Source organism: Microcella sp., assembly GCF_019739195.1.
In the GTDB taxonomy this organism is placed as follows: Bacteria; Actinomycetota; Actinomycetes; order Actinomycetales; family Microbacteriaceae; genus Microcella.
Genome location: NZ_JAHHDS010000003.1, coordinates 1,307,811 through 1,333,563 on the forward strand (window position 1 = coordinate 1,307,811; position 25,753 = coordinate 1,333,563).

18 protein-coding genes and 3 tRNA genes are annotated in these 25,753 nt (G+C 66.0%); 6 read left to right on the plus strand and 15 right to left on the minus strand.

What is annotated here, in order from left to right; translation table 11 throughout:
* The first annotated feature begins 22 nt into the window (after positions 1-22).
* Positions 23-916, plus strand: coding sequence for an EamA family transporter (locus KL788_RS08125; protein ID WP_293170219.1), 894 nt, complete (start codon positions 23-25; stop codon positions 914-916).
* On the opposite strand, the gene KL788_RS08130 is transcribed toward KL788_RS08125, so the two are convergent.
* The 9 genes from KL788_RS08130 to serS form a co-directional block, all read right to left on the minus strand.
* Positions 882-1,787 carry a carbohydrate kinase family protein gene (locus tag KL788_RS08130; RefSeq protein ID WP_293170221.1) on the minus strand — a complete coding sequence of 302 codons (906 nt, stop codon included), beginning with the start codon at positions 1,785-1,787 and terminating at the stop codon, positions 882-884. The genes KL788_RS08125 and KL788_RS08130 overlap by 35 nt on opposite strands.
* A gap of 10 nt (positions 1,788-1,797) precedes the next feature.
* Positions 1,798-2,709, minus strand: a complete 912-nt coding sequence (locus KL788_RS08135) for a pseudouridine-5'-phosphate glycosidase (RefSeq protein ID WP_293170223.1) — start codon at positions 2,707-2,709, stop codon at positions 1,798-1,800.
* A 9-nt stretch (positions 2,710-2,718) separates the two neighbouring features.
* Positions 2,719-3,987 (minus strand): SdrD B-like domain-containing protein, encoded by a 1,269-nt coding sequence (locus KL788_RS08140; protein WP_293170225.1) that lies wholly within the window; start codon positions 3,985-3,987, stop codon positions 2,719-2,721.
* 199 nt (positions 3,988-4,186) lie between these two features.
* A tRNA-Arg gene (locus KL788_RS08145) sits at positions 4,187-4,262 on the minus strand.
* Positions 4,263-4,334: 72 nt separating this feature from the next.
* Positions 4,335-4,424 (minus strand) — tRNA-Ser (locus KL788_RS08150).
* 49 nt (positions 4,425-4,473) lie between these two features.
* Positions 4,474-5,769, minus strand: a complete 1,296-nt coding sequence (locus KL788_RS08155; protein ID WP_293170227.1) for an LCP family protein — start codon at positions 5,767-5,769, stop codon at positions 4,474-4,476.
* 37 nt (positions 5,770-5,806) lie between these two features.
* Positions 5,807-5,891: transfer RNA gene (locus KL788_RS08160), tRNA-Ser, on the minus strand.
* A gap of 94 nt (positions 5,892-5,985) precedes the next feature.
* Positions 5,986-6,792 carry an HAD family hydrolase gene (locus KL788_RS08165; RefSeq protein WP_367120429.1) on the minus strand — a complete coding sequence of 269 codons (807 nt, stop codon included), beginning with the start codon at positions 6,790-6,792 and terminating at the stop codon, positions 5,986-5,988.
* Positions 6,789-8,054: a serine--tRNA ligase gene (gene serS, locus KL788_RS08170; RefSeq protein WP_293170229.1), complete on the minus strand. Its 1,266-nt coding sequence runs from the start codon at positions 8,052-8,054 to the stop codon at positions 6,789-6,791. Before serS ends, KL788_RS08165 begins: the two co-directional genes overlap by 4 nt.
* A gap of 71 nt (positions 8,055-8,125) precedes the next feature.
* Here serS and KL788_RS08175 point away from each other — a divergent pair, with 71 nt between their 5' ends.
* Positions 8,126-9,133, plus strand: coding sequence for a diacylglycerol/lipid kinase family protein (locus tag KL788_RS08175; RefSeq protein WP_293170231.1), 1,008 nt, complete (start codon positions 8,126-8,128; stop codon positions 9,131-9,133).
* A gap of 3 nt (positions 9,134-9,136) precedes the next feature.
* Here KL788_RS08175 and KL788_RS08180 read toward each other — a convergent pair whose 3' ends face one another.
* The 6 genes from KL788_RS08180 to pheA all read right to left on the minus strand — a co-directional run bounded on the left by KL788_RS08180 (position 9,137) and on the right by pheA (position 21,019).
* Positions 9,137-9,679: an HNH endonuclease family protein gene (locus tag KL788_RS08180; RefSeq protein ID WP_293170233.1), complete on the minus strand. Its 543-nt coding sequence runs from the start codon at positions 9,677-9,679 to the stop codon at positions 9,137-9,139.
* A gap of 356 nt (positions 9,680-10,035) precedes the next feature.
* The gene (locus tag KL788_RS08185) at positions 10,036-12,621 is read right to left on the minus strand and encodes a hypothetical protein (RefSeq protein WP_293170235.1); all 2,586 of its coding nucleotides are present in this window, start codon (positions 12,619-12,621) and stop codon (positions 10,036-10,038) included.
* A gap of 596 nt (positions 12,622-13,217) precedes the next feature.
* The gene (locus KL788_RS08190) at positions 13,218-16,619 is read right to left on the minus strand and encodes a tubulin-like doman-containing protein (protein WP_293170237.1); all 3,402 of its coding nucleotides are present in this window, start codon (positions 16,617-16,619) and stop codon (positions 13,218-13,220) included.
* Between the two features lie 35 nt (positions 16,620-16,654).
* Positions 16,655-19,462 (minus strand): vWA domain-containing protein, encoded by a 2,808-nt coding sequence (locus KL788_RS08195; protein WP_293170239.1) that lies wholly within the window; start codon positions 19,460-19,462, stop codon positions 16,655-16,657.
* Positions 19,459-19,812 (minus strand): hypothetical protein, encoded by a 354-nt coding sequence (locus tag KL788_RS08200; protein ID WP_293170241.1) that lies wholly within the window; start codon positions 19,810-19,812, stop codon positions 19,459-19,461. Before KL788_RS08200 ends, KL788_RS08195 begins: the two co-directional genes overlap by 4 nt.
* A 250-nt stretch (positions 19,813-20,062) precedes the next feature.
* Positions 20,063-21,019: a prephenate dehydratase gene (gene pheA / locus KL788_RS08205; protein ID WP_293170243.1), complete on the minus strand. Its 957-nt coding sequence runs from the start codon at positions 21,017-21,019 to the stop codon at positions 20,063-20,065.
* 65 nt (positions 21,020-21,084) lie between these two features.
* Between pheA and pgm the strand changes: the two genes are divergently transcribed.
* The 4 genes from pgm to add are packed head-to-tail and all read left to right on the plus strand — an operon-like array spanning position 21,085 to position 25,662.
* Entirely contained in the window at positions 21,085-22,695 is a 1,611-nt protein-coding gene (gene pgm, locus KL788_RS08210; RefSeq protein ID WP_293170245.1) for a phosphoglucomutase (alpha-D-glucose-1,6-bisphosphate-dependent), read from the plus strand.
* A complete protein-coding gene (locus tag KL788_RS08215) occupies positions 22,679-23,866 on the plus strand; it encodes a MalY/PatB family protein (protein WP_293170247.1) in 1,188 nt (395 codons plus the stop codon). Before pgm ends, KL788_RS08215 begins: the two co-directional genes overlap by 17 nt.
* A 51-nt stretch (positions 23,867-23,917) precedes the next feature.
* Entirely contained in the window at positions 23,918-24,691 is a 774-nt protein-coding gene (locus KL788_RS08220; RefSeq protein WP_293170249.1) for a nucleoside phosphorylase, read from the plus strand.
* A 2-nt stretch (positions 24,692-24,693) separates the two neighbouring features.
* Positions 24,694-25,662: an adenosine deaminase gene (gene add, locus KL788_RS08225; protein WP_293170251.1), complete on the plus strand. Its 969-nt coding sequence runs from the start codon at positions 24,694-24,696 to the stop codon at positions 25,660-25,662.
* Positions 25,663-25,753: the final 91 nt, after the last annotated feature.

The following is a 25,753-nucleotide window of genomic DNA, read 5'->3' on the forward strand; positions in this document are numbered from 1 at the left end:
TCACTGCGGCATACTCGCTGACGTGCGCACCTCCCCCGTGATCCACCCCGCAGTGCTCGCAGTGCTCGCCATCGTCTCGGTGCAGTTCGGCAACGCCATCGCGGGGTCGTTCTTCAGCGAAGTGGGCCCGCTCGGCGCCGCCGCCCTACGGCTCGGCCTCGCCGCCGCAATCCTGCTGGTCGCCGTGCGTCCGCGGGTGCGCGGCTGGGATCAGCGCACGTGGATCGGGGTCGGGATGCTCGGTCTCGGTCTGGCCGGCATGAACCTGCTGATCTATCAGGCCATCGCGAGCATCCCTCTCGGCGTCGCCGTCACCATCGAGTTGCTCGGCCCGCTCGCCGTAGCGGTCGCCGGCACTCGGCGCTGGCGCGACCTCAGTTGGGTCGGTCTCGCGGCGCTCGGCATTGTCGGGCTCTGGCTCAGCGGTGGCGAGGGCGGCGGCTCTCTCGCGCTCGCCGGTGTACTCGCCGCTCTCGGCGCCGCCGTGTTCTGGGCGCTCTACATCGTCGCCTCAGCCCGCCTCGGCCCGCGCGCGCGAGGAGTCGACGGGCTCGCCATGGCGATGCTCGTGGCGGCGATCATCGTCGTGCCGTTCGGAGCAGCCCCGGCGACGGCTGCCGTCGCCGTCGAGCCTCTGCTGCTGCTCGTGTTCGTCGGCATCGCGGTGATGACCTCGGCCGTGCCCTACGCCCTAGAGTTCGTCGCCCTCAAGCGCATGCCGACGCGGGTGTTCGGCGTGCTGTCGAGCCTCGGCCCCGCGGTCGCCGCCGTGGCCGGCCTGCTCGTACTCGGGCAGGCTCTCGACGCGCTACAGCTCGCCGCCATCGCGGCCGTCATCATCGCGTGCGCGGGGGCCGTGGCAACGGCACCGCGCCCTCCGCTCATCGCTGCGGAGGCCGTGCCCCCGGCCGAGTGATTGCGAGGCGCGCGACGCGCACGCCCGCTTGGGCGGCCTCGACCAGGTCGGCGCCGCCGAGAAGCGACGTCAGCAGTCCCGCGGTGAAGGCGTCGCCCGCACCGGTGGGGTCGACGGCCTCTGTAGCCTCGACGTCAATACTCGCGGTCGGCTCCCCCCGACGCGCGACAACCACGGCCCCCGCGCCGTGCGTGAGCACGACGGCCGGTGCGAGGTCGAGCAGGGTCTCGGCCAGCCCCGCGTCGGCGGGGACGTTCTCGTCGGTGAGCCCAGCCAGCAGGCGCCCTTCGGCGAGGTTGGGCAGCAGAACGTCGATACCCCGCAGGGCGGCTCTGAACGCATCGATGCCGTAGTCGGCGATGAAGCCGGCTGAGCCCGGGTCGAGAGACACCAGCACTCCATGCGCGTGCGCCCGATCGATGAGCCTCGCCAGGTCGTCGGCGCTGAAGGCGTCAACAAGGCTGTAGCCCGTGAGGTGCAGCACGCCCGCGTCGGCGAGCAGCTCATCGGTGACCGCGTCGACGCGCAGCCCTGCGTTAGCCCCACGGTCGGTCAGCATCGTGCGCTGCTCGCCCTCGACGACGATCACGATCGTGCCGGTCGTCAGCGACGGATGCTCGCTCAACTGCGATCGAACACCCCAGTCGCGCAGCACGGCCTCGTGCCGCTCGCGGTCGCCCGGCCCGACACAGCCCACGAAGTCGACCGGGGCGCCCTGGTGGGCCATCCACGCCGCCGTGTTCGCCGCTGAGCCACCCTCGTGCCGCGAGATACGCGCGGTCGTGTCGGTGTCGGGCCGCACCGGGCCGGTAGGCACCACGATGATGTCGTCGATAACGTCGCCGACGACGAGGGCGCGCGAACCGGTCACCGCCACCGCCTCAGGCTCGAGCGGCCCAGGCCGCGGCGATGCGACCGGCGACGCGCACGTTGTTGCGTGCGAGGTCGAGGTTGACCTCGAGACTGCGGCCCTCGCTCAGCTCGACGATGCGCCCGAGCAAGAAGGGAGTGACGGCCTTGCCACGGATGCCCTGTGCCTCGGCCTCGGCGAAGGCCGTCGCCAGCACGCGGTCGTGCTCGTCGCGATGCCACGCCTGTTCTGCGGGAATCGGGTTGGCCACGACGATGCCTTGGGCGTGCCCGAGCGCGTCGTGCGCCGCCATGACGTCGGCCACCTGCTCGGGGCTGTCGACCGCCCAGTCGAGTGTGTAGGCGCTCTCGCGCAGCCAGAAGCTCGGGAACACCGTCGTGCCGAGCCCGATGACGGGCACCGAGTAGGTTTCGAGGCGCTCGAGCGTCGCCGCGATGTCGAGCACGCTCTTCACCCCGGCCGAGACGACCGTGATGGGTGTGACAGCGAGGGTCGAGAGGTCGGCCGACTCGTCGAAGGTCTCGCTCGCGCCTCGGTGCACGCCGCCGAGGCCGCCCGTCGCGAAGACGCGAATGCCCGCCATCGCGGCGAGATGCGCCGTCGCCGCAACGGTCGTCGCGCCGCTCGCCCCCCGCGCGGCGAGAATCGGCAGGTCGCGCACGCTCGCCTTGGCGAGGTCGTCGTCGGCGATGCGCCGCACTCCGTCGGCGTCGAGGCCGATGCGCGGCACCCCGTCGAGCACGGCGACGGTAGCGGGCGTCACGCCGGTCTCGCGCAGCATGCTCTCGAACTCGAGCGCCGCCTCGTGATTGCGCGGGCGCGGAAGCCCGTGACTGATGATGGTCGACTCGAGGGCGACGACGGGGCGGTGCTCGGCGAGCGCCGCGGCCACCTCGTCTGACAGTTGCAGGGCGGAGTTCACCGCCTCAGGCTACCGGGCGCCTCTGCGCCGCCAAGCCGCGCCTCGGAAACCGACGAGCGCGAGGCCCGCGAGCAGCAGTGCTCCCGCGAGGGCCATCAGTGGAGGAGCCACCGCCGACGAGCCGGTCGAGGCGAGGGTGCCGTCCTCCGTGCCGCCGTCGGTACCACCGTCCGTGCCGCCGTCAGTGCCACCTTCGGTACCACCGTCAGTGCCACCGTCCGTGCCGCCTTCCGTGCCGCCGTCCGTGCCGCCGTCGATGGGATCCTCAGTGGGCGCGAGCCCTGCCCAGGCGAAGCCCTCCGAATCTGGCGGCACGTCGACCTGTGCTTCGCCATCACTTGCGGACCCCTCGGAATCGTAGGTCACCTCATTGCCTTCCGGCGCGTCGACCGTCACGTACCACTGCCCCGCATCCAGTTCTTCGACGTAGACCAGTCCGTCTTCGTCCGTGGTCAGGTCGTCACCGGTGGCCATCACGAGCGTCAAGGGGAGGCCGAATCCGGCGGGTGCCGCGTCGACCACCGGGTCGACCGAGACGCCGATGTTGGGCGCGGGCTGCTCGCCGTCGTCGACTTCTCCGTTGCGGTTGGTGTCGAACCAGACCAGCACGGCCATCTTCTGCGCACCCCGCTTCCCCGGCAGCTCTGCCGGGGGTCGAGGCCCCCGGGGAACCCGCGGAAGAGCGTTGAAGCCTGGAGGCATGGCCGCCGGGTCGATCGTGCTGAACGAGTCGATGCCCAGATCGGCTTTCACTGCCGCGTCTTCGAAAGAGTTCTGTTCATCGAGATCAGCGAGAATCGAGCGCTGGGCACGCTGCTCGTCTTCGGTGCTGGCACCGGGGTTGTCCGAGCGCCACGCTTCCATTTCCCCGTCGTAGAACTCTTTGGCCGAGAGACGGCGGCAGAGTCCCAGCTCGGCATACTCGCCAGTCCCCCCATGGATCGCTTGTCCCGCCGGGCTCCAATTCAGTCCTTCGGTCCAGGTTCCATTCCGGCGCAGCACCGGCGGAATGATGTCTCCCCAGTCTTTTTGGTTGGCGGGGTAGTCGACCTCCGGGTCAAAGAGGGGGTGTTCCCCAAATTGCTCGTCGTGGCTCATGTGGCCCGCATTGCCCGTCGCGCCCGCCGCGTTGGTGCTCACGGTGATGAGACGGTAAGGGTTCGTCACAGAGTTGGTGCGGTGGCAGATCGAGACCTTGTCGCTTCGCGGTGCACTGAGCGCACTAGGCGCGACGGCACCCGTGGCCGCGATGAGCGCCAGGACCAACGCCGTCGACATGAGCGCTCCCCCTCGGCGAATCGAACTGGGGTGAAGAAAGGTGGCACGCATGGGGCGCTCCGGACATAGGGCGAATGGTTTCGCAGAAAGAGAATCAAATTCACCCTTGAGATGCAAGCCTCGCGCGATCGCCACATTCGTAATGCGACGACTGCGTCGCCCGCGCACCCGTGACGTGAACAGGCGACTTTCGATGATGTGGCGCGCCCGGAGAGACTCGAACTCCCAACCTTCTGATCCGTAGTCAGATGCTCTATCCATTGAGCTACGGGCGCATGCCGACCTGAGTCGGCGGTGGTTGCCGGAGCAACCTTGCCAGCCTACCAGCGAGAAGCCGGGGCGTGGAGCGGAGACGGAGGGATTTGAACCCTCGGACCCCTTAACGGGGTCTCCACCTTAGCAGGGTGGTGCACTCGACCGGACTATGCGACGTCTCCTGGTGAAGCCGTACCTACTATAGTCGCCTGCCGCGAGGCCGCGGCGCACTCAGTTGGCGACCGAGCAGGTGTAGTCGGCCGCCGTCTGACCCTGCACTCCTTCGAGCACTGCCGGGGGCGCTACCTCGATCGGCGGCAGTGACGGCTCGACCTCCGGCTCGACCTTGCCGGTCTTCGGCGGCGTGGTCGGCTCCGGCTCGGGCGTGGGCTCCGCCACCGGCGCGTTCGGGTCGAGTGTCGACCCGACACCGGTGTTGCCCTCTTCTAGGGCGAAGCGTTCGTCGTTGCGGATGCGCTCGAACAATGCCTCTGACTGTCGAGCCAGGGGCTGCACCTTGCCGAGGAACGGCTCTGCCGTGCCATACCGAGTGGGGTACTGCACGAAAACGATGTTCTCGATGGGCACGTTGCGCAAAGCCTGGGCCATCGACACCATCGTGTCGAGACTGACGAGGCTCGACGACAGCTGCATCGACGAGGTCGCGACCTGAGCCATGCCGTACAGCTTCGTGAAGTCGGTGAGAACGCCCTCGTTCTGCACCTTGCGCATGAGCGACGACAGGTAGACCTGCTGGTTGCTGATGCGGCCCAGGTCGCTGCCGTCGCCGACGCCGTACCGGGTGCGCAAGAAAGCCAGGGCAGTTCGCCCGACAAGCGTGTACGTTCCCGCCGCAGGCAGGTCAAGGCCGGTGTAGCGGTCTTTGATGGGTCCGTCGACGCAGACGTCGACGCCGCCGACCGCGGTCGACAGCTGCGCGACCCCACCGAACGAGATGGCACCGGCGTAGGGAATCGACAGACCGGTCAAGTTCTCGACCGCGAGTACGACGCAGTTCAGCCCGCCGTACGACCAGGCGACGTTGATCGGCTGGGCCGACATGGCGCCTGAGGGGCGACCGCCCTCGGGGTCAGGGCACGACGGAATCGGAATGACCATGTCGCGGGGGATGCTGACGGCGACGGCCGACTGCTGGTCTTCTGCGACGTGCACCAGAATGTTGACGTCGTTCAGGGTCGCCCCTCGTCGCGCGCCACCATCTGACTGGCCGGGCTCGTTGTCGATGCCGACAAGCAGAACGTTGAAGCCGCCCTCCCACTCGCCAACGGTCGGGATCACCCGGGGCTCTTCACCCTCGGCCGCCACCAGGTCGACGACGTCGATATTGGCGTTGAACTGAGCGACAGTGATCGCCGCGACCGACACGCCGCTCACGAGCACGACAGCCATCGCTCCGCCGAGAACGGCGAGAATTGTCGACCACGCACGAGAGCGCTTGAGGCGCCCGTGGCGCACGGGAGCGGTCGGCAAAGAGCGGATTGTCCGATCGCGGATCGGTTCGCTCATGTCGTCCCCCTGAGGCGTGCGTGAAGGCCATCTCGAGCGGAGGGCGTGGGATTCGAACCCACGAGACATTTCTGCCCACCAGTTTTCAAGACTGGCTCCATCGGCCGCTCGGACAGCCCTCCTCGGATATCAGTCTTCCATCGTAACCGACAGCGACTCGATACCCCTGATCTCAGTGGCTATGCATCTGCCCACAACTCAGAGCGAGCATCCGTCTCAGATCGTGGCGAGCGCCTGAGCGAGCCCGTTCTCGGTGTCGCGGCCCGTGACTTCTGACGCGACCGCGACGACATCGTCGGGCGCCTGCCCCATGGCGATGCCTCGCCCACCGTGCTGCACAGCCCACGAGAGCATCTCGATGTCGTTGCGCCCGTCGCCGATGCACACGACGTTCTCACCAGCGATGTCGAGCGCTGTGCGCACCCGCTCGAGAGCGGTCGACTTGTTGACGCCGTCGGGGGCGATGTCGAGCCAGGCCGTCCAGCCCACGTTGTAGCTGACCTGGTGCAGGCCCATGAGCTCGACGACGGCGAGGAACTCCTCCATGGCGTGGCCGGGCGAGATAACGACGACGCGCGTGGCTGGCTCGGCGCAGAGTTCTTCGAACGGCACTTCTTCGCTCACGGCGCCGAGCGCACCGTCGGGGAACCAACCGGAGTACCGGTAGAGGCCCGTCTCGTCTTCGACGGCGTAGTTCGCGTGGCGCAAATGCGGGCGGATGCGCGTGAGCACTTCAGTGGGGTCGAAGGTCTCGACGTGGTGACGTCGGTAGCCCATGGGCGCATCGGGGTCGCGCTTGAGAAGAATGGCGCCGTTCGAGGCGACGACGTAGTCGGGCGTGATGTCGAGCCGGTCGAGCACGGGCAACGTCATCGCGACCGAGCGGCCCGTCGAGAGCATGACCTCATGCCCTGCGTCACGCACCCGGTGCACCTCGGCAACCACCTCGTCGGGCAGCGTGCCATCTTCGTGCAGCACCGTGCCGTCGATGTCGAGAGCGATGAGCATGCGCGGGCTCGTCACGACGGCACCTCGATGGTCTCGAGGCCTCGCAGGTAGGGCCGCAGCACCTCGGGCACGACGACCGAGCCGTCTGCCTGCTGATGCGTCTCGAGCAGCGCGACAAGCCACCGCGTCGTCGCGAGGGTGCCGTTGAGGGTCGCGACGGGGCTCGTCTTGCCGCTCTCGCCGCGGTGCCGCGTCTCGAGGCGACGGGCCTGGTAGGTCGTGCAGTTGCTCGTGCTCGTCAGCTCTCGATAGGCGCCCTGCGTCGGCACCCAGGCCTCGACGTCGAACTTGCGCGCGGCGCTCGAGCCGAGATCGCCCGCGGCCGTGTCGATGACCCGGTAGGCGAGGCCGAGGCTCTGCAGCATGCCCTCCTGCAGCGCCAGCAGTCTCTCGTGCTCAGCCTCGGCGTCAGCCGGGTCGATGTAGCTGAACATCTCGAGCTTCTGAAACTGGTGCACGCGGATGATGCCGCGGGTATCTCTGCCGTAGCTACCGGCTTCGCGCCGGTAGCAGGTCGACCATCCGGCGTAGCGAAGGGGGCCGGCCGAGACGTCGATAATCTCGTCGGCGTGGTACCCCGCGAGGGCCACCTCGCTCGTGCCGGTGAGGTAGAGCTCGTCGTCGGAGAGGTAGTAGATCTCGTCGGCGTGCGCACCGAGGAATCCGGTGCCGCGCATGATCTCGGGCTTGACGAGCGTGGGCGTGATGAGCGGCGTGAACCCTGCCTCGAGTGCCGTGTCGAGCGCGTAGTTCATGAGCGCGAGCTCGAAACGAGCGCCGATGCCGGTCAAGAAGTAGAAGCGCGAACCCGAGACCTTCACGCCCCGCTCGATGTCGATGGCCCGCAGCAGCTCGCCCAGCTCGACGTGGTCGCGCGGCGCGAAGTCGAACGCGGGCTTCTCGCCCACCTCCCGCAGCGTGACGAAGTCGTCTTCGCCGCCTGCCGGAACCCCGTCGATGATGACGTTCTGGATGCTCCCGACGACCTGCTCGAAGCGAACCTCGGCTTCGGCGGCCTCCGCTTGGGCAGCCTTCACGTCGGCGGCGAGCTGCTGCGCCTGCGCGACAAGGGCGGCCTTCTCGTCTTTCGGTGCGGCCGCGACGGTCTTGCCGAAGGCGTTCTGCTCGGCGCGCAGCGCCTCGAAAGCGGTGATCGCGGCACGGCGCTCAGCATCGGCGGCGATTGCGTCGTCGACGAGCTCGACGCTCGCCTGCCGTGCCTGCTGCGAGCGTCGAACGAGGTCGGGGTCATCACGCAGCAGCTGGGGGTCGATCACGCCTCTAGTCTGGCACGCACTGGTTAACGCAAGCCCCCTGCTCTCAGGGCGCGATGCTCTACTCTGACCGCATGAGCACCCCCGCTGCGGCGGCCACCAGCGAGAACCGCGCAGCTGACCGCGACCGCATCGCTATCATCGTCAACCCGACGAAGGTTGACATGCGCGCCTTTCGGTCGGCGATCGCCGACGCGGAAGCGGCGGCAGGGTGGCGACCCTCGCTGTGGCTCGAGACAAGCGTCGACGACCCGGGTCAGGGCCGTGCTCGCGAGGCGATCGAGGCGGGCGTCAGCGCCGTGCTCGCCGCCGGTGGCGACGGCACCGTGCGGGCTGTCGCTGAAGGGTTGCTCGACTCGGGCATCCCGATGGTTCTCGTACCGTCAGGCACCGGTAACCTGCTCGCCCGCAACCTCGATGTGCCCATCGGGCGACTCACCGACGCCGTGAGCATGGCCGCAGAGGGTGTCGACCAGGCCATCGACGTCGGCATCGCTGAGATCACACGCGCTGATGGCACGATAGAGAAGCATGCGTTCGTCGTGATGATCGGCATCGGTCTCGACGCCAAGATGATTAGTGCGACCAACCCCGAACTCAAGAAGCGCGTCGGTTGGCTCGCCTACGTCGAAGCTGTCGCCCGCATCGCCCGCGACGTCGACGCCGTGCGGCTGCGCTACACCCTCGACGCCAGTGCTGAGCGCTCGACGACCGTGCACACGCTGCTCATCGGCAACTGCGGCACCCTGCCCGGCGGCGTGCTGCTGCTGCCCGAAGCGCAGATCGACGATGGCCTGCTCGATGTCGTCGCCATGCGCCCCCGCAATCTGTGGGGGTGGATGCGCGTGAGCTACGCCGTGGTCTGGGAGAACGGCGTGCTGCAGAGAAGCAAGGTGGGTCGGCGCATCATGGCCGCCGACAAGCGTGTGCGCGCCTTGCGCTACTTCCAGGGCCGCCACATGACTCTTGCCTTCGATGGCCCCGAAGACTTCGAGATCGACGGCGAAGAGATGGGGCAGGTCACGGCGATCGACGTGCGCGTCGCGCCCGCCTCGCTCGTGGTGCGTGTGCCGCGCAGCTGATAGCTAGCAGCCGCTGAGCACCTGGGTGAGAACTGTGCGATCGTCGCTCGGCACCGACAGACGGTACTCAACGAGCACTTTGGTGAAGATCGTCACGTACACGCAGTGCGCGTCGCGGTTCGGGGGCATCCAGGATGCGGGGCCCGACGCCGATTTCTCCTGGTTGGCTTGCCCGCTCACCGCCAGGAGGTTCAGAGGATCGTTCGCGAAGTCCTGTCGTTGCTCTGTTGTCCAGGTGCTCGCGCCGTTGTCCCAGGCCCATGCGAGCGGCACGACGTGGTCGATCTGGACCAAGACAGACGTGTCCGCCCCAGACACAAAGGTCATGGCGTCGCCGGAGTATGGATCAATCAGGCCGCCCCTTAGCACCTTGCAGCCATTCGAGTCGCTCTTGATCATGACGTCGCTCAGGTCCCGCCGCAGGATGTCGTTACGGGTGTCACAGCCATTGCGGTCGGAGTCGTACCAGCTCTGTCCGAACAGGGTGCGGTCGTACCCGACTACATTGCCCGCGGCGGGTTCGTCGAGAGTCGCAAGGGCGCTCAAGAGCGCTGAGGCATCGCTTGACTCAGAGGGAGGCGCCGCCGGTGTCGGAGGGCGCTCAGGAGGAGCGACACTCTCCGGCGGACCCGTCGGGTCGGAACGATCCGGAGAAATCGAACCCACCACGATGGGCGCAGCCTGACCCGTTATCGACAGGCCCCACGCCAGAAGTGCGACGAGAGCGACGAGGGCAGCCATTCCTGCCGCACCCAGTACCACGCCGTGCACAAAGCCCAGGCCGTGCCACCAGGACCTACGCGGTTCGCCAGAGCGGCCCGGGGGGAAGGGGCTGTGCGAGGCGGGGCCTGGCGGCCGTGAGCGCCCCGGCGGGCGCGGGGGGCCTGAGCCCATCGGCGACGTCACAGACCCTCTCGCGCGCTCGTGGCGCGGGCGCCACCGTCTGTTCGAGGACGGCTGTTGGCTTTCTCCCACAAACGAGCAGCGGTGACGGGAATGGGCCCGGCCACGTCAACCCGCAACACCAAGTCGAGTGCGCGTACGTCGGAGTCGGTGTAGGCCGTGACGTCGAGTGGGGATCGAGAGCCCGCGGCTTGGGCATCCCCGCTCAACCGATCGGGTACGAGCAGGTAGCTCCGCACGTTCTCGTGATGCGCGTCGGCCAGGGCCATCTCTGCAATGCCGAGTGACCCGATTGGAGTGACCGGGTTCGAGCGACCAGCAACCGAATCGAGCAGGAAGGAGTCCCACTCGACGGGGACTTCTCGGCGCAGAGCGTCGCGTGCAGAACTCGACTCATCGCCCTCGAGAGGGTCCGCGGCGACGGGGCTCACCCGAGGGTTCGAGTGACTCAAAGAGACTCCCTGCACTTCAGCAACGATCTCTCGCAAGTAGCTCTGAGCAAGCGACTGGAGAAGCTCAGGGTCATTCGCGTGCTCCATGAGGATTCGACGCGAGTGATTCGACGCATGGGGCATGTCTGCATCGAGGCTGTCGATGCCCAGGGTTGCGGCGTCGTAGCCGAGGCGTGACCGAAGTTCTTCCAGGAGTCGTGAGAACGCACGAGCGCGCCATCCTTTGACCATCAGAGCGCGGGAGGCTTCCCTCTTCATGCGCCCGAGTGTCACGGGGTCGTCGTCACGGGCGATCGCGAGTCTCATTGCATACGGGAGCTGGGAGCGATCGATGCTCGGCGCATCGGTCGCCAACCACGATTCACGAACGGCCCAGGGGTGGTGGAGTGCATCGGCAAGAAGCTGAAGCCACTCTTGGGCTTGCCGGTGAAGCACCTCCAATCGGCGAAGCTCGCGCCGAGCATTTCGTGACGCGTTCGCCGCCCACTCCAGTCGGTCTCCCACCTCGACGATCAGCCTCTCGACTCGTGACCACTGTCGGTAGTACTGAAGCAGGATGGCGATGAGAATAATGACGATGGCAGCAGCGCCAAGCGCGATCACCTGCCATGCTTCAGGCCACCAGCTCAACCTCCGCAAGGACGGAACGAGAGCATCGACGGCGAAGTACACGAGCACGAAGCCCGCCGTGATCAACGAACCAGTTCCGAAACGGCGATGGAAGGACTTTCGCAAGGCGATCAAGCGACCGGGTTCCGGCAACTCAACGCTCTGGAGCGCATCCTCTGCCGAGGCGAGGTCCTGTGCCGCACGTTCACGACGTTCAGTCATGCCAGCAACGATCCGACCGTAGATCGACGTCTCGTGGCCAGCGATCCACTGTTCGAAGCTCGCAAGAACGGCGTGTCGGGCCTGTCGCTCGTCGTGAGCAGACGTTACGACAAGGTCAGCAGCGGTAATCCGTCGCTCTGAGGCGGCAAGCCGAGCAGGCAACTCACTGAACTCTCTCTTGAGTGCGACGAGATCCAGCGCTCCTTCTTCGACTGCCCCGTCGACCTTCTTCGGGCTCGGCGCACGCTTGCCCTTGATGACGACCGCCAAACCGTGCTCGTCAAACTCCACCAACTCGTGCTCGAACAAGACAGCAGCGAGTTCCTCTGACCTCAATTGCAGAGAATCCCGATCGGCGATCGCCTCGTGACGCTCGGCTTCACGGGCGGCGATCAGCGACTCTGCAGACTGGGCCCACCGGATGACTGCCTGTCGAACGGCACCAAGCGACTCCAGGTCTTCGAGCCCCACACTGGGGGGAATATCGTCGGGCCGGTCATCGCTCGGAAACCGCCAGCGATCATGCGTAGGCTGCACGAGGTCGCTGACGCGAGCGAAGATCGGGGTCTTGTCTTCGATCGGAGTGAAGCCAATCTCCGTGAGGTCCGCAGAGCCATCCAGAACTCCGAACATCATCTCTCGGAGCCGAGCCCAGAGGCTCGGCGTTGAGCGGATTGCCGCGATCTCATCAAAGGCTGCCGCGGAACTGCGCGCAGCGGAGACCTCTGCGGCCACGCGGTCGCGATGTGCGACGAGGTTTCGATCACGGATGTCGTACTGCTCGACATCTGAACCGACAACGGCCAGACCTTCGGACGAGTGGAAGGTCTCCGTTGCCGATCGAGAGACTCGACCGACGATCGCCCGGATCGCCCACTTCGGCATCGCGACGACTTTGTCGAGCGCGAAGGACGCGAACGAAACGGCCTGGCCCCGCAAGGTCATCCGGTCGCGTGCGCGGGTCTCGTACGCAGCGACTGGAGAGTAATCCAATCGCCCCTTGTCGATCTGGAAGATGCCCTCAACCACTCGATCGACGTAGTGGCTGCGCCGCTCATCGGTGATAAAAGCCGTTCCCGGAGGGGGAACAGAGGTCAGGGCGTCGACGATGTCGGAGTTGCCATCTCCGGCATCCGCGAGAACCCCCGCGGCGACGCGGTTCGCAAAGCCGTCCATCAGCACGGCGTTCACAAACACGCGAGACACCCAGATGCTGTGATACATCGAGGCCTCTTGACTAAACAGGTCGAAGGTTCCGACCGGTGCAGCGTTCCAGAGCCCGCCGACCGTTGCGATGTGCATGAGACAAAAGCCAACGAATCGATCGTTGTCTCGAACAAACGCGTCGCCCGACCACGGGCTCGACCTGTCTTCGGGTGAGGCGACGACGATCAGGCCCGGATCGTCTGTCGCCCAGGCGACGCGCTGCGTAACCTGAAACTCGGTCGGAGCACAGATCAGTGTCGCCTCCGAGAGCAGAAGTTGCTGGTCGGAGATGTTCTGGTTCGGATCAGCGGACGGGACGGAGTGTTTGACATACCGATTCAGTGACTCCGCGATCGCATCCTGCGCCTTATCGAGTTCTCGCCGCGGAGTCGTCGACCGCACCTTCAGCACCCGAACCTGGCGCAGCTCATCACGAGCTAAGACCTCGAACAGGTCGCGCCGCAGGTCGAGAAGCTCACGGTTCGGCCCCAAGCGCATGACCCGGGCGAAGATGATGGGAGGTGCGCCGGGCTCGAGCGTGACATCCTCAGGCGCCACCCAGAGGGCCGGGCCCAAGAGACCCAACTGAACCCAATTACGAGCCAGAGCCAAGACCCGCTGTCCCTGGTCACCGCCCGGAAGCAGAACGATCGGGACCGTGCTCGACGGCCAGAAGGTTGAGTCCACAGCGATCAGGTCCCGATGTTGACGGTTCGTGTGACCAGAACCGCTGATCGAACGCTCTGAATCGCATCCGCGATCTGACCGCGAATCTCCCAACTGACGGGGTAGTCGTATGCCGACGTGTCGGGGTCCTGACGCATGACCTGATCACCGAAATCGGCCAGTTCCTGGTCAAGGTAGGCACGCAGCGCTTCCTGCCTCTCCTCGAGCGTTCCGGCCGTGGATCCCGCACGTGCGGGATCGGGAACCGGCGACTTTTCTGGGAGGGAACCAAGTTGCAGCCAGTCCCGGAGCGTGTCCGACAGGGTTCTGTCCGACCCCCCCAAGTCCATGAGCGCCTGATAGGGACGCAACGGAATGGTAGACGACTGGGCGCTACAGGCGACCATCGCGACCATCAGCGACTCCATGACAACGCCCGGATAGTCGTGCGGTTCCGCAATCCCGGGGTGCAGCAAGGGGTACGGGAAGGCGGAAAGCTTCCGAGCGGAGGCGTCCCACACCTTGAGCTCGGGTCCTCGAGCGGAATCGATGCTCGTGCGCTCGAGCCAGCCGAGCGCCTTCGCGACATACCACCCCCGCAGCATGGACGCGAGCACGGCTGCATCCGCCGGCACAGCCTCGCTAAGCAGGCGTGCTCGCTTGAACTTCCAAAACGCTTCCCGACTATCGATAGTCGAACTCTGGGCGAGCCACGTTCGAGCGATTGGCTCCATCACCGAATCCATGACGACGGGCTGGTATGGGAAAGCCGACATCGCGAAGATCTCGATCGACTCCACCTGCTGATCGGCAAACCAGTCAGGCGAAATATTGTCGTTCCAGAGCCCCTGCGCGGCCAAGATTCCCTTCGTCAGGCTGTGCATGTCCGTCCCCTCGGCGAAGGGAATGGCGCCGAAGACAAGCTGCGGGGGCTCATCAATCGACTTGTTGTGGATCTCGCTGAGAAGTGTGGGGTTCAGCTTGACGAGGGGTTCACTCGCGCCCAGGGCAGCGGTGAACTGCTCGCGGAAGGTAGCGACGCGGCGTGCATAGACGTCAGGGGTGGAGTTGTCCTTGTCGAGATAGGCGTTGAGCGTGTCACGAATGTAGGCCCCGAATGGCTTGCCGTCCCGGAGAATCCAGCTTCGGGAACGGTCACGGTACGCCTCCGGATCCCCCTCAGTCTCGAACCTCGGCTTCCGGGTCGCCTGCGTCCGTTGCCGCGGATCCGCGGAGGTGGCCGGCTGCCACGACTGGCTCACACTCACGAACGACCAGCGCTCCTCAGCAGACAGTGCCGGATCGTCGAAGCCGACCGTAACCTCCGACATGACCGTAAGAATCGCGTCCAAGAATCGTTCGCGTTGTGTCGTCGCGGTGACCAGCCGCTCGAACTCGGAAGGGTATTCCGCGTGTTCGACGAGCAACCGCTCATTCGGAGCAGGCTCAAACTTGCGGGGGACGATCGAATCGTTTCGGCGCGGCCAGAACTCAAAATCGTTCTCACGACCATCCAGGGTCCGCTTTGCACTGGTCCGCTCGAGAAGCTGCTTGTGGGTCCCCGCCAGATGAGCGCGAAGAGGGTCGACAACGTCCTTGCGGATCTCCTCCATGAGTGCCGCACCCGACTCGCGCAGCCGAGCTTCCGAAGCCCACTCGAATCCATCACCCACAGTCTGGAATGCCTTCTGCACGGCAGGATGCTCAGGACGAATGGATGAAGCATTCGGCGCCATTCGCAGGTCTTCGCTGACGAACGAGTCGAGCCGCTCCGACCACATGCGGTAGTTGCCGCTCTCACCACGAAGACCCTCCGCAGCGCTCCCCAAGTCGCGGCTCAGTCGGCGCAGGAGCTCCACGACGACGGGCAGACCATAGTCCGCGACGTATAAGGAGACCGTCCGAGCGATGTGGCTTGGCATCCGCTCAACCCACTCGTCGAGTCGACGTTGCCGGTTACCGTTGTCCTGTGCGAGGTAGGAATCCACCAGCCCCTGGAAGGAAGCAACCATTCGTTCTGCCCAGGTGTTGAGGTCAAGGCCTCCGCTCTTATCGAGCCCGACGGTCACCTGCTGTTCTACCGCCGCACGGATGCGAGTGACGAGCTCTTCTAGACCCTGCTTGTCGCGCAGGGCGTCGATGACGTCGTTGAACTCGTCCGTCTCTTCGTTGAGTTCCAGTGTGCGAATGAAGCCCTCGTAGGCCTCCGCGGCCTTGACGTCGATCCACTCCGCTTCGGTGCGTTGCAGAAACTGGCGATCCTCTTCGACGTGAGCTTCCAGGATGCGGTCGACCACTGAGCGTGCGATGCGCTCCGCGGAGTACTCCAGGAATCGCTCACGGCCAAGGGTTACGCGACCGAAGCCGAGGGTGGAGAAAGGAGGCGACTGGTCAGCGGGACGCATGAGTCGCGTCGTGTCGGGCAGAACCGAGGCGCTCACTCGCGCCTGCCAGTTGCCCGTCGAGTATGCGCCGATAGAGTCCTGAATGTGGTCATCCGTCATCCAGGCGGCCAGGCTCGTCGCGACCGCGGAGTAGACCTCGCCTTGGTTCGCGAAGGTGACCTTGGAGTTGCGGCGACCAATGATGAACGGATACGCAGCTCCGACTCGGGACATTGCAGTCCCGTAGGCGGGGGCGATGCCCTTGGCCCGAAACATCTCGAGGGTGGCCTCCGACGGTGTCTCCGTCCAAAACCCGTTCATCGCCTCACTGATGGCCGCCAAGGCGTTGCCCGGCATTCCTGTCGTCACATCCAGCTGGTCGAAGACATCGGGGGCGTAGAGGAACGAGAAGAACTGATTCGACCAGGGATACTGCTTGACCGTTGACTTGACGATCTCTATGACATCGAGGAACTGGCCGGCACCCGAACCACCCGCGATTGACGACACCACGACCACCGTGGGGCTCGCCGTCCGTCCACCATCAGACCGCGCGTTTAGCTTCTCCCCCAGGGTTTGCAGCTCACCAAGTGCCGTCGCGTCGTTCATGCGACTGATCGCGTCGCGAGCGGCGACTTCGACCTCTCGCGGGGCTGCCAAGACAACGGTTCGACCAACCGCTCGATACTGCCCGGCTCCCTTGTCCACCGCGACCCGGACCCGCGTCGGGTCAGGAAGCTGGCGCTTGACGTCGTTGAGCAAAGCATCTGCAATGCTGCCGCCGTGGGAGACGCTGTTATACACCGACCCGTAGTTCATGCCGCCCGAGACGAGACCCTTGTACTGCTCTGCCGGCAGGAACGGAGCCGGGTAGTCCTGGCCGTCTTGCGCGATGGGGGTGTCGATGTGGATGAACTGCCAGGCCTGCGGAAGCCCACCGTTCCATCCCTTCTGTCTCAGAACGAGTTCGAGCTGGTACTTGAGACCACGAAGGGTCTTGCCGCCGGAACCGCCGACACCGATGAGGAGGAAGGGACGAAGCATGGATGGACTGCCTTTCGGGGTGGAGCGATGACGACCTAACGCCCAGGGGGGCGGGGCATGGACGGGGGCGAATCATTGCCCCGGGTTCGGGGAGGAAGGGACTCTGACCGAGTCGGAGCTGCCGGGCTAGAAGGCGCACTCCGTCCTGGCGGACGGGGTGGACCGCTTGTTGGTTCCGGCGCAGCATCCCCGCCGGAGGATGGTCGAGATGAGCTGCGTGGTTCCTCCGGGTTAGTGGAGACTGACGGCGGGCCCTCCGCGGACTCCGGCTGACTGCTCGCTATGGCCTGAGCGAGTTCCCGAACGCGTGCGCGCCAGTCCGTCAGGGTCATGATCTCCAGGAGCCGCTTCGCGTACTGGCCAGATTGTCCGAGCACAGGCTGGAGATAGACGACGAGGACGCCGGCTACAGCACCGTCAGCCCCACGGCTCCGCAGTTCGCGCTCATCGATGGCGACACCCCACGCGCTCGACAACACCCCATTGCCGGCCACGAGAGTCCCTTCGGCGAGCTTGGGCGATAGGTGACGCGGTGCGACACCGCCCTGCTTGGCGATAAGCCGGGTTCCGGCCGGGGCTATGAGGCTGAACCAGGCTGGCTGCAGCGGGCTGAGGGGCACCCGCACGGCGAAGGCGCCGAGTCGAGCGTCTGTGTGGGTCCGCACTCGCTCGTTCGGCGGCAGGTTACGGAACGCGCTGGCAAGGCTCGCCTCATCGGAGAGGTCAATTTCCGGCATCGTGACCGTGCCGTCTTTGATCACCACCGGGAACTCGGCACGCTGGAGGAGGCGACCGTGCTGGAGCCCCACCAGACCGCGCTTGAGTAGCCAGGCGAGGGCCACCGGGATAGCGATTCCGACAAGGAGGAGAAGAGCGAGCAGCCCGATAAGCAAGCCGAGGTTGATCCGCCGTTCCGTCTGCAACTCGAACGGCACGGACTGAATCACCCGCACGTTCTGGCCGCTGGTCTCATCGACCGGCACCTGGAGTTCAACGAGAAGCTCACCTCTCACGACCGAGAACTCCGGGTCTTCACCCTCCACGATTCCGAAGGTGAAAGTGACCGGATTCTGGTCCGGGCCGAACTGACCACAGACGCTTCCCCCGCTTTCGCAAGCAGTCGAGGGCTCCTCGATCGCGAACTCTCGGCCGAACTCGTCTTGGATCGCGAGTGGGGCAGCATCGCGAACGATCACGTCCACCACCCCACCGTCCGCAGGCGGATTGGCCAGGATCTCTCCATGGGCAGGTTCACGCGCCGAACCCGCGGGCCCGCCAAAGCGAATGCTGAGGTCTGCAGGCACCTGGTCAGGATCCAGAACGGTCAATCGCAGCGAGGCGATCGGACCGTCAAGAGCAACAGCGCCGTCAACAGTGCGGAGATTCACGAGCGAAATGTCCACGACCGGTTCCGCACCGGGTCGAGCCGAAGTCGCGCCGAAGTCGATGGTGAACTGTGCGCCTTCACCACCCGAGATCTCATTGGGCAGCGCTCTTGGGCGCTCTTCATCCTCGAGCCGCTCCTGAATAATCCAGTCGTACTCGTAGAGACTCAGGTTGGCGGGGTTTCCATCTCTGTCGAGAATCGCTCCCGTGATGACAGCGCCTTCGCCACTGACCACGCCAAGGTTGCCTCCCCCCAGTCGATCCACCTCGACACGAAGATCGCTGAAAAGGTAGAGCGACGCGCTCCCTTCCTCATGCCCGACGACCTTCCAGGTGCCGAGTGCGGGGTCGTCTTCGTATGCCGCATCGATCGACACCTCGACTGCAGAACTCGTGGAATTGGAACTCTCTGTCACCGTGACCCCGCCAGGACTCGAGAGGTCACCCCGCGCTAGCAACTCTCCGCTCGGCATCGCCAAGGACCACGAGGTTGAGTTGCCCGGGAAGCGGAGAATGAACCTGCTGACGCCCTTTGGGATGACGAACTCCCCCGCGTCATTCAGATCGTTTGAAATGCTGCTCGGCGAACCACCTGCGACGAGTATCGACAGTCGATCAAACACGTCGGCCAAGTCACCCGCCTCAGTGACCTTGGTAACTGAACCACGAACATCCGTCGGAGAGATTTCCGCGCAGGCACCTCCCTCGGCGGATCCCTCAACCACCCTTACTAGCTGTTCAGCCGAATCTGGATTGGGATTCAGGAAGACCCCAAACACGACGACCTGGCGCCCCCTTAGCTGCTGCAGCAGTCCACGTTCGCCGCCCACTCCCGTGCACAAGGCATCGAAAGCCGCCAGGGTCCTGTCGCCATTCACGCCATCGCCGAGGTTGATTTCACCGTCGGTGAACCAGATCAACATCGAACAGCCGGGAGCCACCTGCTGTTGGGCCGCGAGACTCTGACTGGCACCTCGGATGCCATCTTCCCAATTTGTCCATCCCCCGTCCGTTGGCGGAATAACCTCAGCCAAGCGGTTGGCATCGTCGGGAGACTCGAGAACTGACCAATCAGATAGCGGGGTGAACACGTCCTTGAAGCTCCCGGCCGCCCAATAAACCTTGTCATCCGACGTCAACTGCAAGAGGGATCGAAGGCTGTCAGCAAGGACGGGTCGTCTGAGTTCACCACGATCTGTGTCAGCCAATGATCCCGAGTCGTCGAGCAGGTAGAAGACGTTGAGAACGTTGTTCACCGCCAGGCAGCCGCGCAAGTCCTGAAGAGCTGCCTCCTCATTGTTCAGAGGAGCATCCGTGACGGGGGGCGGGGGCGCCGAACGCTCCACAGTGGGGCTCTCGACAGACGGGCCGACGCAGGCCGCTAACGCGACAGCAAGAAGCGTCCCTGCCGTCACGGAGTGAAGAATGCGCCCGCGGCGCCAAGTGGTCGCGGTCATGAACTGAACTCCTGGACCCATTCGACGATGGGCACCGCCACGGTGATGATGTGCCAGAGCGAGACAACGATTCCGAGAGCGGCAGCAAGCTTCAGAGTGGTTCCGAACCACGGTCGAGGAATGAACTGTGGATTCGACAGACCACGGCCCTGTAGAACTCGATCAATGACGAGCGCGCAAATCGGGATCACCGGTGTCAGCAGATAGCCAACCCAGCCCAAGTACGCAGCGTCGGCCTGCGGCAGCGTCAGGGCGAACCAGGGAGGGAGAAGGACTGTCGGCTTGCCTACCGAGACACCCACGAAGAGGAGGCCCACGCTCGCGAGTACCGCGGCGACTCCGACGATCATCGGCCAGGGTGATGCGTAGGCAGGCGAGTAGGTGACACCGTGACCACCCTGAACGCCGACTCTAGCGCCCACCCGCTTCGCATCAATGCGATGAGGTGGGGTGCGAGACATATTCGTCATACTCCTCATATCTTGACCAGGTTTCAAGACTAAGGAGAAACTCAGGATTCGCACCCGGCCAGGCGGTCCCCACTTATAGGGCTACCGGCGACCACCGACAACGGCTTACGTTTTGCGAAGACCTGGCCGCTCAGATCACGTCGGGCTCGCCGCTGAGAATGGCGCGCAACCAGTCGCGAGCATCCGTGAAGACGTCGTCGCCGTACTGCGAGACGACCTCGATTTGGCGGGCATCCGCTCTCGGATACGAGCCGAGGAAGATGACGTTGGGGCTGAAACGCCGCAGGCCGAGCAGGGCGTCGGCGACGCGCTCGTCGTGCACGTGGCCGTCGAGATCGATGACGAAGCGGTAGCGGCCGAGCGCGTCGCCGATGGGGCGCGACTCGATCAGGCTCATGTTCACCCCGCGCGTGGCGAACTGCTCGAGCATCTCGAGCAGGCGGCCCGGGGCGTCGTCGGGCAGCTCGGCGATGACGCTCGTCTTGTCGGCACCGGTGCGCGGCGGCAGTTCGCGGCTGCGGCTGACGAGCACGAAGCGCGTGACCGCATTCGGGTTGTCGCCGATGCTGTCGGCCAGTTCGACCAGGTCGAGCAGCTCGGTGATGCCCGGCGGCGCGATCGCGGCCTGCGCGGGCGAATCGAGCTCGAGCAGACTCTGCGGCGCGGCGACATTCGAGGCGGAAGGAATGTGGCCGTGGGTCGGCAGCGCGCTCTCGAGAAAACGACGGCACTGCGCGTAGGCGACCGGGTGCGCGGCGACCACTCGCACGTCGGCGAGAGTCACCCCGGGCCGGGCCACCAGCACGAAGTTCACGGGCACGAGGTACTCGCCGATGATGCGCAGGCCAGGGATCGTCGCGAGGGCGTCTTGTGTGGCGCTCACTCCGCCCTCGACCGAGTTCTCGACGGCGATCATGGCGCCGACGCTGCGGCCCGCGATGACATCGTCGAGCGCCTCGCCCACGTTGCTGACGCTGCGCCACTCGGCACCCTCGGCCTCGGGCACCTGCGCGAGCGCGTGCCAGGTGAAGGTTCCGGCCGGGCCCAGGTAGCTGTACACCGGGGTCTGATCGGGGTGCGCGCTCATGATCGGCAGTCTATTGCCGCGCATCCACCCTGCCCGCTCTGTCGACCCGGTGGTTGGATGGGCTCATGAGCCGCGCCGGAACACCCGCCCAGCCCGCCGACCTCGTCGACCTGAGCGCACTGCTGTCGGCCTATGACGATCGAGGGCCCGACCTCGATGATCCTGCGCAGCGCGTCGTGTTCGGCACGAGCGGCCACCGGGGCTCGAGCCTCGACGGAGCCTTCACCGACACCCACATCGCCGCGATCACGCAGGCCATCGTCGGGTACCGCGCTGCGCAGGGCACGACCGGCCCGGTGTTCGTCGGCGCCGACACGCACGCTCTCAGCGCGCCCGCGATGCAGACGGCCCTCGAGGTGCTCGCCGCGAACGATGTCACCGCGCTCATCGACACCCACGACGACTACGTGCCGACCCCAGCGTTGAGCCACGCGATCATCCGGTACAACCGCGACGCCACCGCGAAAGCCGACGGCATCGTCATCACCCCGAGCCACAACCCGCCGCGCGACGGCGGCTTCAAGTACAACCCGCCGCACGGCGGCCCGGCCGACAGCGACGCCACGGGCTGGATCGCCACGCGCGCCAACGCGATCATTGCCGGAGGCAACCGCGAGGTACGCAGGCAGGCGCAGCTCACGGCCGAGCGGTACGACTACCGCGAGCACTACGTGGCCGACCTTGCGAGCATCCTCGACCTCGACGCCGTGCGCGCGAGCGGGCTACGCATCGGAGCCGACCCGCTGGGCGGCGCAAGTGTGAACTACTGGGCGCTCATCGCTGAGAAGCACGGCCTCGACCTCACCGTCGTCAACCCGAACGTCGACCCGCAGTGGGGCTTCATGACGCTCGACTGGGACGAGAAGATTCGCATGGATCCGTCGAGCCCCAGCGCGATGGCGAGCGTGCTTGCGCGGCGCCACGACTTCGACCTGCTGACGGGCAACGATGCCGACGCCGACCGTCACGGCATCGTCACGCCCGACGCCGGGCTCATGAACCCCAACCACTACCTCGCCGTCGCGATCGAATACCTCGTCACCCACCGCCCCGACTGGCGCGCCGAGGCCGCGATCGGCAAGACGCTCGTCTCGTCGACGATGATCGACCACGTCGTCGCCGGTCTCGGGCGCAGGCTGTGGGAGGTTCCGGTGGGGTTCAAGTGGTTCGTGCCCGGCCTCATCGACGGCTCAGTCGCGTTCGGCGGCGAAGAGAGCGCGGGGGCAAGCTTCGTGCGCCGCGACGGCACCGTCTGGACGACCGATAAAGACGGCATTCTGCTGGCCCTGCTGGCCGCCGAGATCACGGCCGTCACCGGATCGACGCCCTCCGATCTCTACGCCGGACTCACCGAGCGCTACGGCTCTCCGGTCTACGAGCGCGTGGATGCTCCTGCCACGCCTGCGCAGAAGGCAGCGCTCGGCAAACTCGATGGAGGAGCCATCACGGCCGAGACCCTCGCGGGCGACCCCATCACGGCTCGCCTGAGCGAGGCCCCCGGCAACGGCGCGGCCGTCGGCGGGGTCAAGGTCGTGACCGAGCGCGCGTGGTTCGCCGCGCGCCCGAGCGGCACCGAAGACGTCTACAAGATCTACGCCGAGTCGTTCGCCGGCGATGACCACTTGCGGCTCGTGCAGCAGGAGGCGAAGGCGATCGTGGATGGTGCCCTTGACTGAGCAGGGTGATCGTGCGGCGCTCTTCGCCGAGTGGGACGCACTCACCGTCGAGCAATTGCATGCCCGCGGCAGCATGAAGTGGAGTTACTTCCCGAAAACGATCGGCGCGTGGGTCGCCGAGAGCGACCTCGGCACCGCACCCGCGGTGACCCAGGCTCTGCACGCCGCGATTGACGCGGGCACCATGGGCTACCTGCCGCGCCCGGTCGGGGCCGAGCTCGGTCGAGCGACCTCTGAATGGATGCTCGACCGCTTCGACTGGCGCGTGCCGCCGAGCCGCGTGCACGCTGTCGGCGACGTCATCGCAGGACTCGATGCCGCGATCGTGCACTACTCCCGACCGGGCTCGGCCGTCATCGTGCCGACACCGGCATACATGCCGTTTTTGACGGTGCCTGGCATGCACGGCCGCGCCGTCATCGAGGTGCCCCTGGCCGTCGACGGTCAGCGCGAAGTGCTCGACCTCGAGGCGATCGACCGCGAGCTCGCTGCGGGAGCGGGACTCGTCGTGCTGTGCAACCCGCTGAACCCCGGCGGTCGTGTGTTCACGAGAGCCGAGCTCGTTTCCCTCTCCGACGTTGTGGAAGCCCACGGTGCGCGGGTGTTCGCCGACGAGGTTCACGCGCCGATCGTGTTCGGCGACGCGCGGCACGTGCCGTACGCGAGCGTGAGCGACGCGGCGGCGGCGCACAGCATCACGACGACGAGCGCCTCGAAGGCCTGGAACCTGCCCGGCACGAAGGCTGCCCAGCTCATCACCACGAATGACGCCGACGAGCAGATCTGGCAGGCGCTCGGCCCCATGGCTGGCCACGGTGCGAGCACGCTCGGGGTGATCGCCAACACCGCTGCCTACCGAGACGGGCGCGACTGGCTCGACGCGACGGTCGCCTACTACGACGCGAACCGCCGCCTGCTGGGCGAGCTGCTGACCGAGCGATTGCCCGAGGTCGGCTATCGGATGCCCGAGGGCAGCTACATCGCCTGGCTCGACGTGTCTCGGCTCGGCTTGGGCGACGACCCCGCCACGACGATTCGTGAGCGTGCGGGTCTTGCCGTGACCGACGGGCGCGCGTGCGGTGCGGCGGGTGCTGGCCACGTGCGGCTCATTCTCGCCACCCCCCGCCCGATCGTCGAGCTGATCGTGGACCGCTTGGCAGAGTTGAGGTAAGAGGTATAACCTCCTACTTGGCGCGACGGTGCGCCCAGTCAGGAGAACCCCATGTCGCAGTCCGCAGTCGTCGACAAGGACGCCGCCGGCGTCGGTGAGCGCCAGTACCACATCGCTATCGCCCCGGGAGAAGTGTCGAGCGTCGCTCTGCTGCCCGGCGATCCCTTTCGCGTTCCGCTCGTCGCGGAGTTTCTCACCGATGTGAAGACCGTGGCGCACAACCGCGAGCACATGACGATGACCGGGTGGTACAAGGGTCGTCACATCACGGCCACCTCGACGGGCATGGGCTGCCCGTCGACGGCGATCGCGGTCGAAGAGCTGATTCGCGTCGGCGTCACCTCGTTCATCCGCGTCGGCTCGTCAGCGGGTCTGCAACCCGGGGTCAAGCCGGGCGACCTCCTCGTGAGCGAAGGTGCTCTGCGCAACGACGGCACCACCGCCGCCTATGCCCACCACGGCTTTCCCGCTGTGCCCGATCTGCAGATCGCACTCACGCTGGCCGAGGTGGCACGTGAACTCACGGCGGGCACCCCTGCCGCGGTGCACTCGGGCATCAACGCGAGCGATGACGCCTTCTACGCCGAGACCCCTGAGTGGATTGCCGAACTCAACCGGCTCGGCGTGCTCAATGTCGAGATGGAGAGCGCTGCCCTCTACGTCGTCGCTCGATTGCGCGGTGTCAGGTCAGGAATGATCTGTTCGACGTCGAGCAATCTCATCGATGGCACGAGCCTCTACTCAGGCGTCAAGGAAGCCCTCAAAGAGGGGTGGATGCGCAGCATCGAGGCCGCGCTCGAGACAGCGGTGCGGCTGGAGCTCTGATCGTGCTCATCAATCTGCACAGCCATCTCGAGGGTCGCGTGCGGCCGAGCACCGCCGCTGAACTGGCGGCGTCGGAGGGGTTGTCTGCACCTGCGGACGGCTGGGAGCGTGCCATTGCGCTCGATGCACCAGGCACCCTCACGCAGTACCTCCAGCGCGTCGCCGCGACGTATCCGTTCTTCCGCTCGACAGAGTCAGTGAGACGCATCGCTCGCGAGGCCGTCATCGATGCCGCGGGCACCGGGCACGACCACCTCGAATTGCGCTTCGGGCCGGCGACGCATGCCGACGACGAGCGCGCACTCGACGACATCGTGCGTGCAGCATGCGAGGGCCTGCGTGAGGCAGCCGAGTCCACCGGCATCAGCGTGGGTCTGGTGCTGGCTGCACTTCGACATCACGACGCCGAGACGAACGAAGTCGTGGCGCATGCAGCGGCGCGCGCCGCCGGCAGGGGCGTCGTCGGGTTTGATCTCGCTGGCGACGAGCTGCTCTACCCCGCGCTCGAACCCTTCGAGGGGGCATTTTCGATCGCTCGTGCAGCCGGTCTCGGCATCACGTGCCACGCGGCAGAAGCCGGCCCTGCTTCGGCAGCTCGTCAGGCAGTCGAGCTGCTCGGGGCCACACGCATCGGCCACGGAGCACACATTGTCGATGATCCTGACGTGCTCGCCTGGTGCGCCGATCACGGCGTCATCGTCGAGATCTGCCCGACATCGAACGTCTACACGGGCGCCATTGCGAGCCTCGACGAACACCCCGAGGCGGCCTTCCGCAGAGCGGGGGTGCCTCTCGTGCTGGGTGACGACAATCCGATGCAGACGGGCACCGACCTGGCCTACGAACGAGCGCTGCTGCAACGCCAGTTCGACTGGTCGGGCGAAGATCTGCAGGCTCTCGACCGAACGAGCGTCGAAGCCGCCTTCGTCGACGACGCTGATCGCGCGCGACTTCGGGCTCGGCTCGAATGAGCGCTTCTGACCTCGCATGACCTGTTGTCAGTCGACAGGGTATGAGGTATAACTTCATACAACCGGGAGAGCATCCACTCTTCCGTTCCTC

Bases quoted from the DNA above. Each gene is read 5' to 3' on its own strand.
- KL788_RS08140 (WP_293170225.1), bottom strand. From the start codon at position 3,987: ATGTCGACGGCGTTGGTCCTGGCGCTCATCGCGGCCACGGGTGCCGTC.
- KL788_RS08155 (WP_293170227.1), bottom strand. From the start codon at position 5,769: ATGAGCGAACCGATCCGCGATCGGACAATCCGCTCTTTGCCGACCGCT.
- KL788_RS08175 (WP_293170231.1), top strand. From the start codon at position 8,126: ATGAGCACCCCCGCTGCGGCGGCCACCAGCGAGAACCGCGCAGCTGAC.
- KL788_RS08185 (WP_293170235.1), bottom strand. From the start codon at position 12,621: ATGCACATCGCAACGGTCGGCGGGCTCTGGAACGCTGCACCGGTCGGA.
- KL788_RS08190 (WP_293170237.1), bottom strand. From the start codon at position 16,619: ATGCTTCGTCCCTTCCTCCTCATCGGTGTCGGCGGTTCCGGCGGCAAG.
- KL788_RS08195 (WP_293170239.1), bottom strand. From the start codon at position 19,462: ATGACCGCGACCACTTGGCGCCGCGGGCGCATTCTTCACTCCGTGACG.
- KL788_RS08200 (WP_293170241.1), bottom strand. From the start codon at position 19,812: ATGATCGTCGGAGTCGCCGCGGTACTCGCGAGCGTGGGCCTCCTCTTC.
- pheA (WP_293170243.1), bottom strand. From the start codon at position 21,019: ATGAGCGCGCACCCCGATCAGACCCCGGTGTACAGCTACCTGGGCCCG.
- pgm (WP_293170245.1), top strand. From the start codon at position 21,085: ATGAGCCGCGCCGGAACACCCGCCCAGCCCGCCGACCTCGTCGACCTG.
- KL788_RS08215 (WP_293170247.1), top strand. From the start codon at position 22,679: ATGGTGCCCTTGACTGAGCAGGGTGATCGTGCGGCGCTCTTCGCCGAG.
- KL788_RS08220 (WP_293170249.1), top strand. From the start codon at position 23,918: ATGTCGCAGTCCGCAGTCGTCGACAAGGACGCCGCCGGCGTCGGTGAG.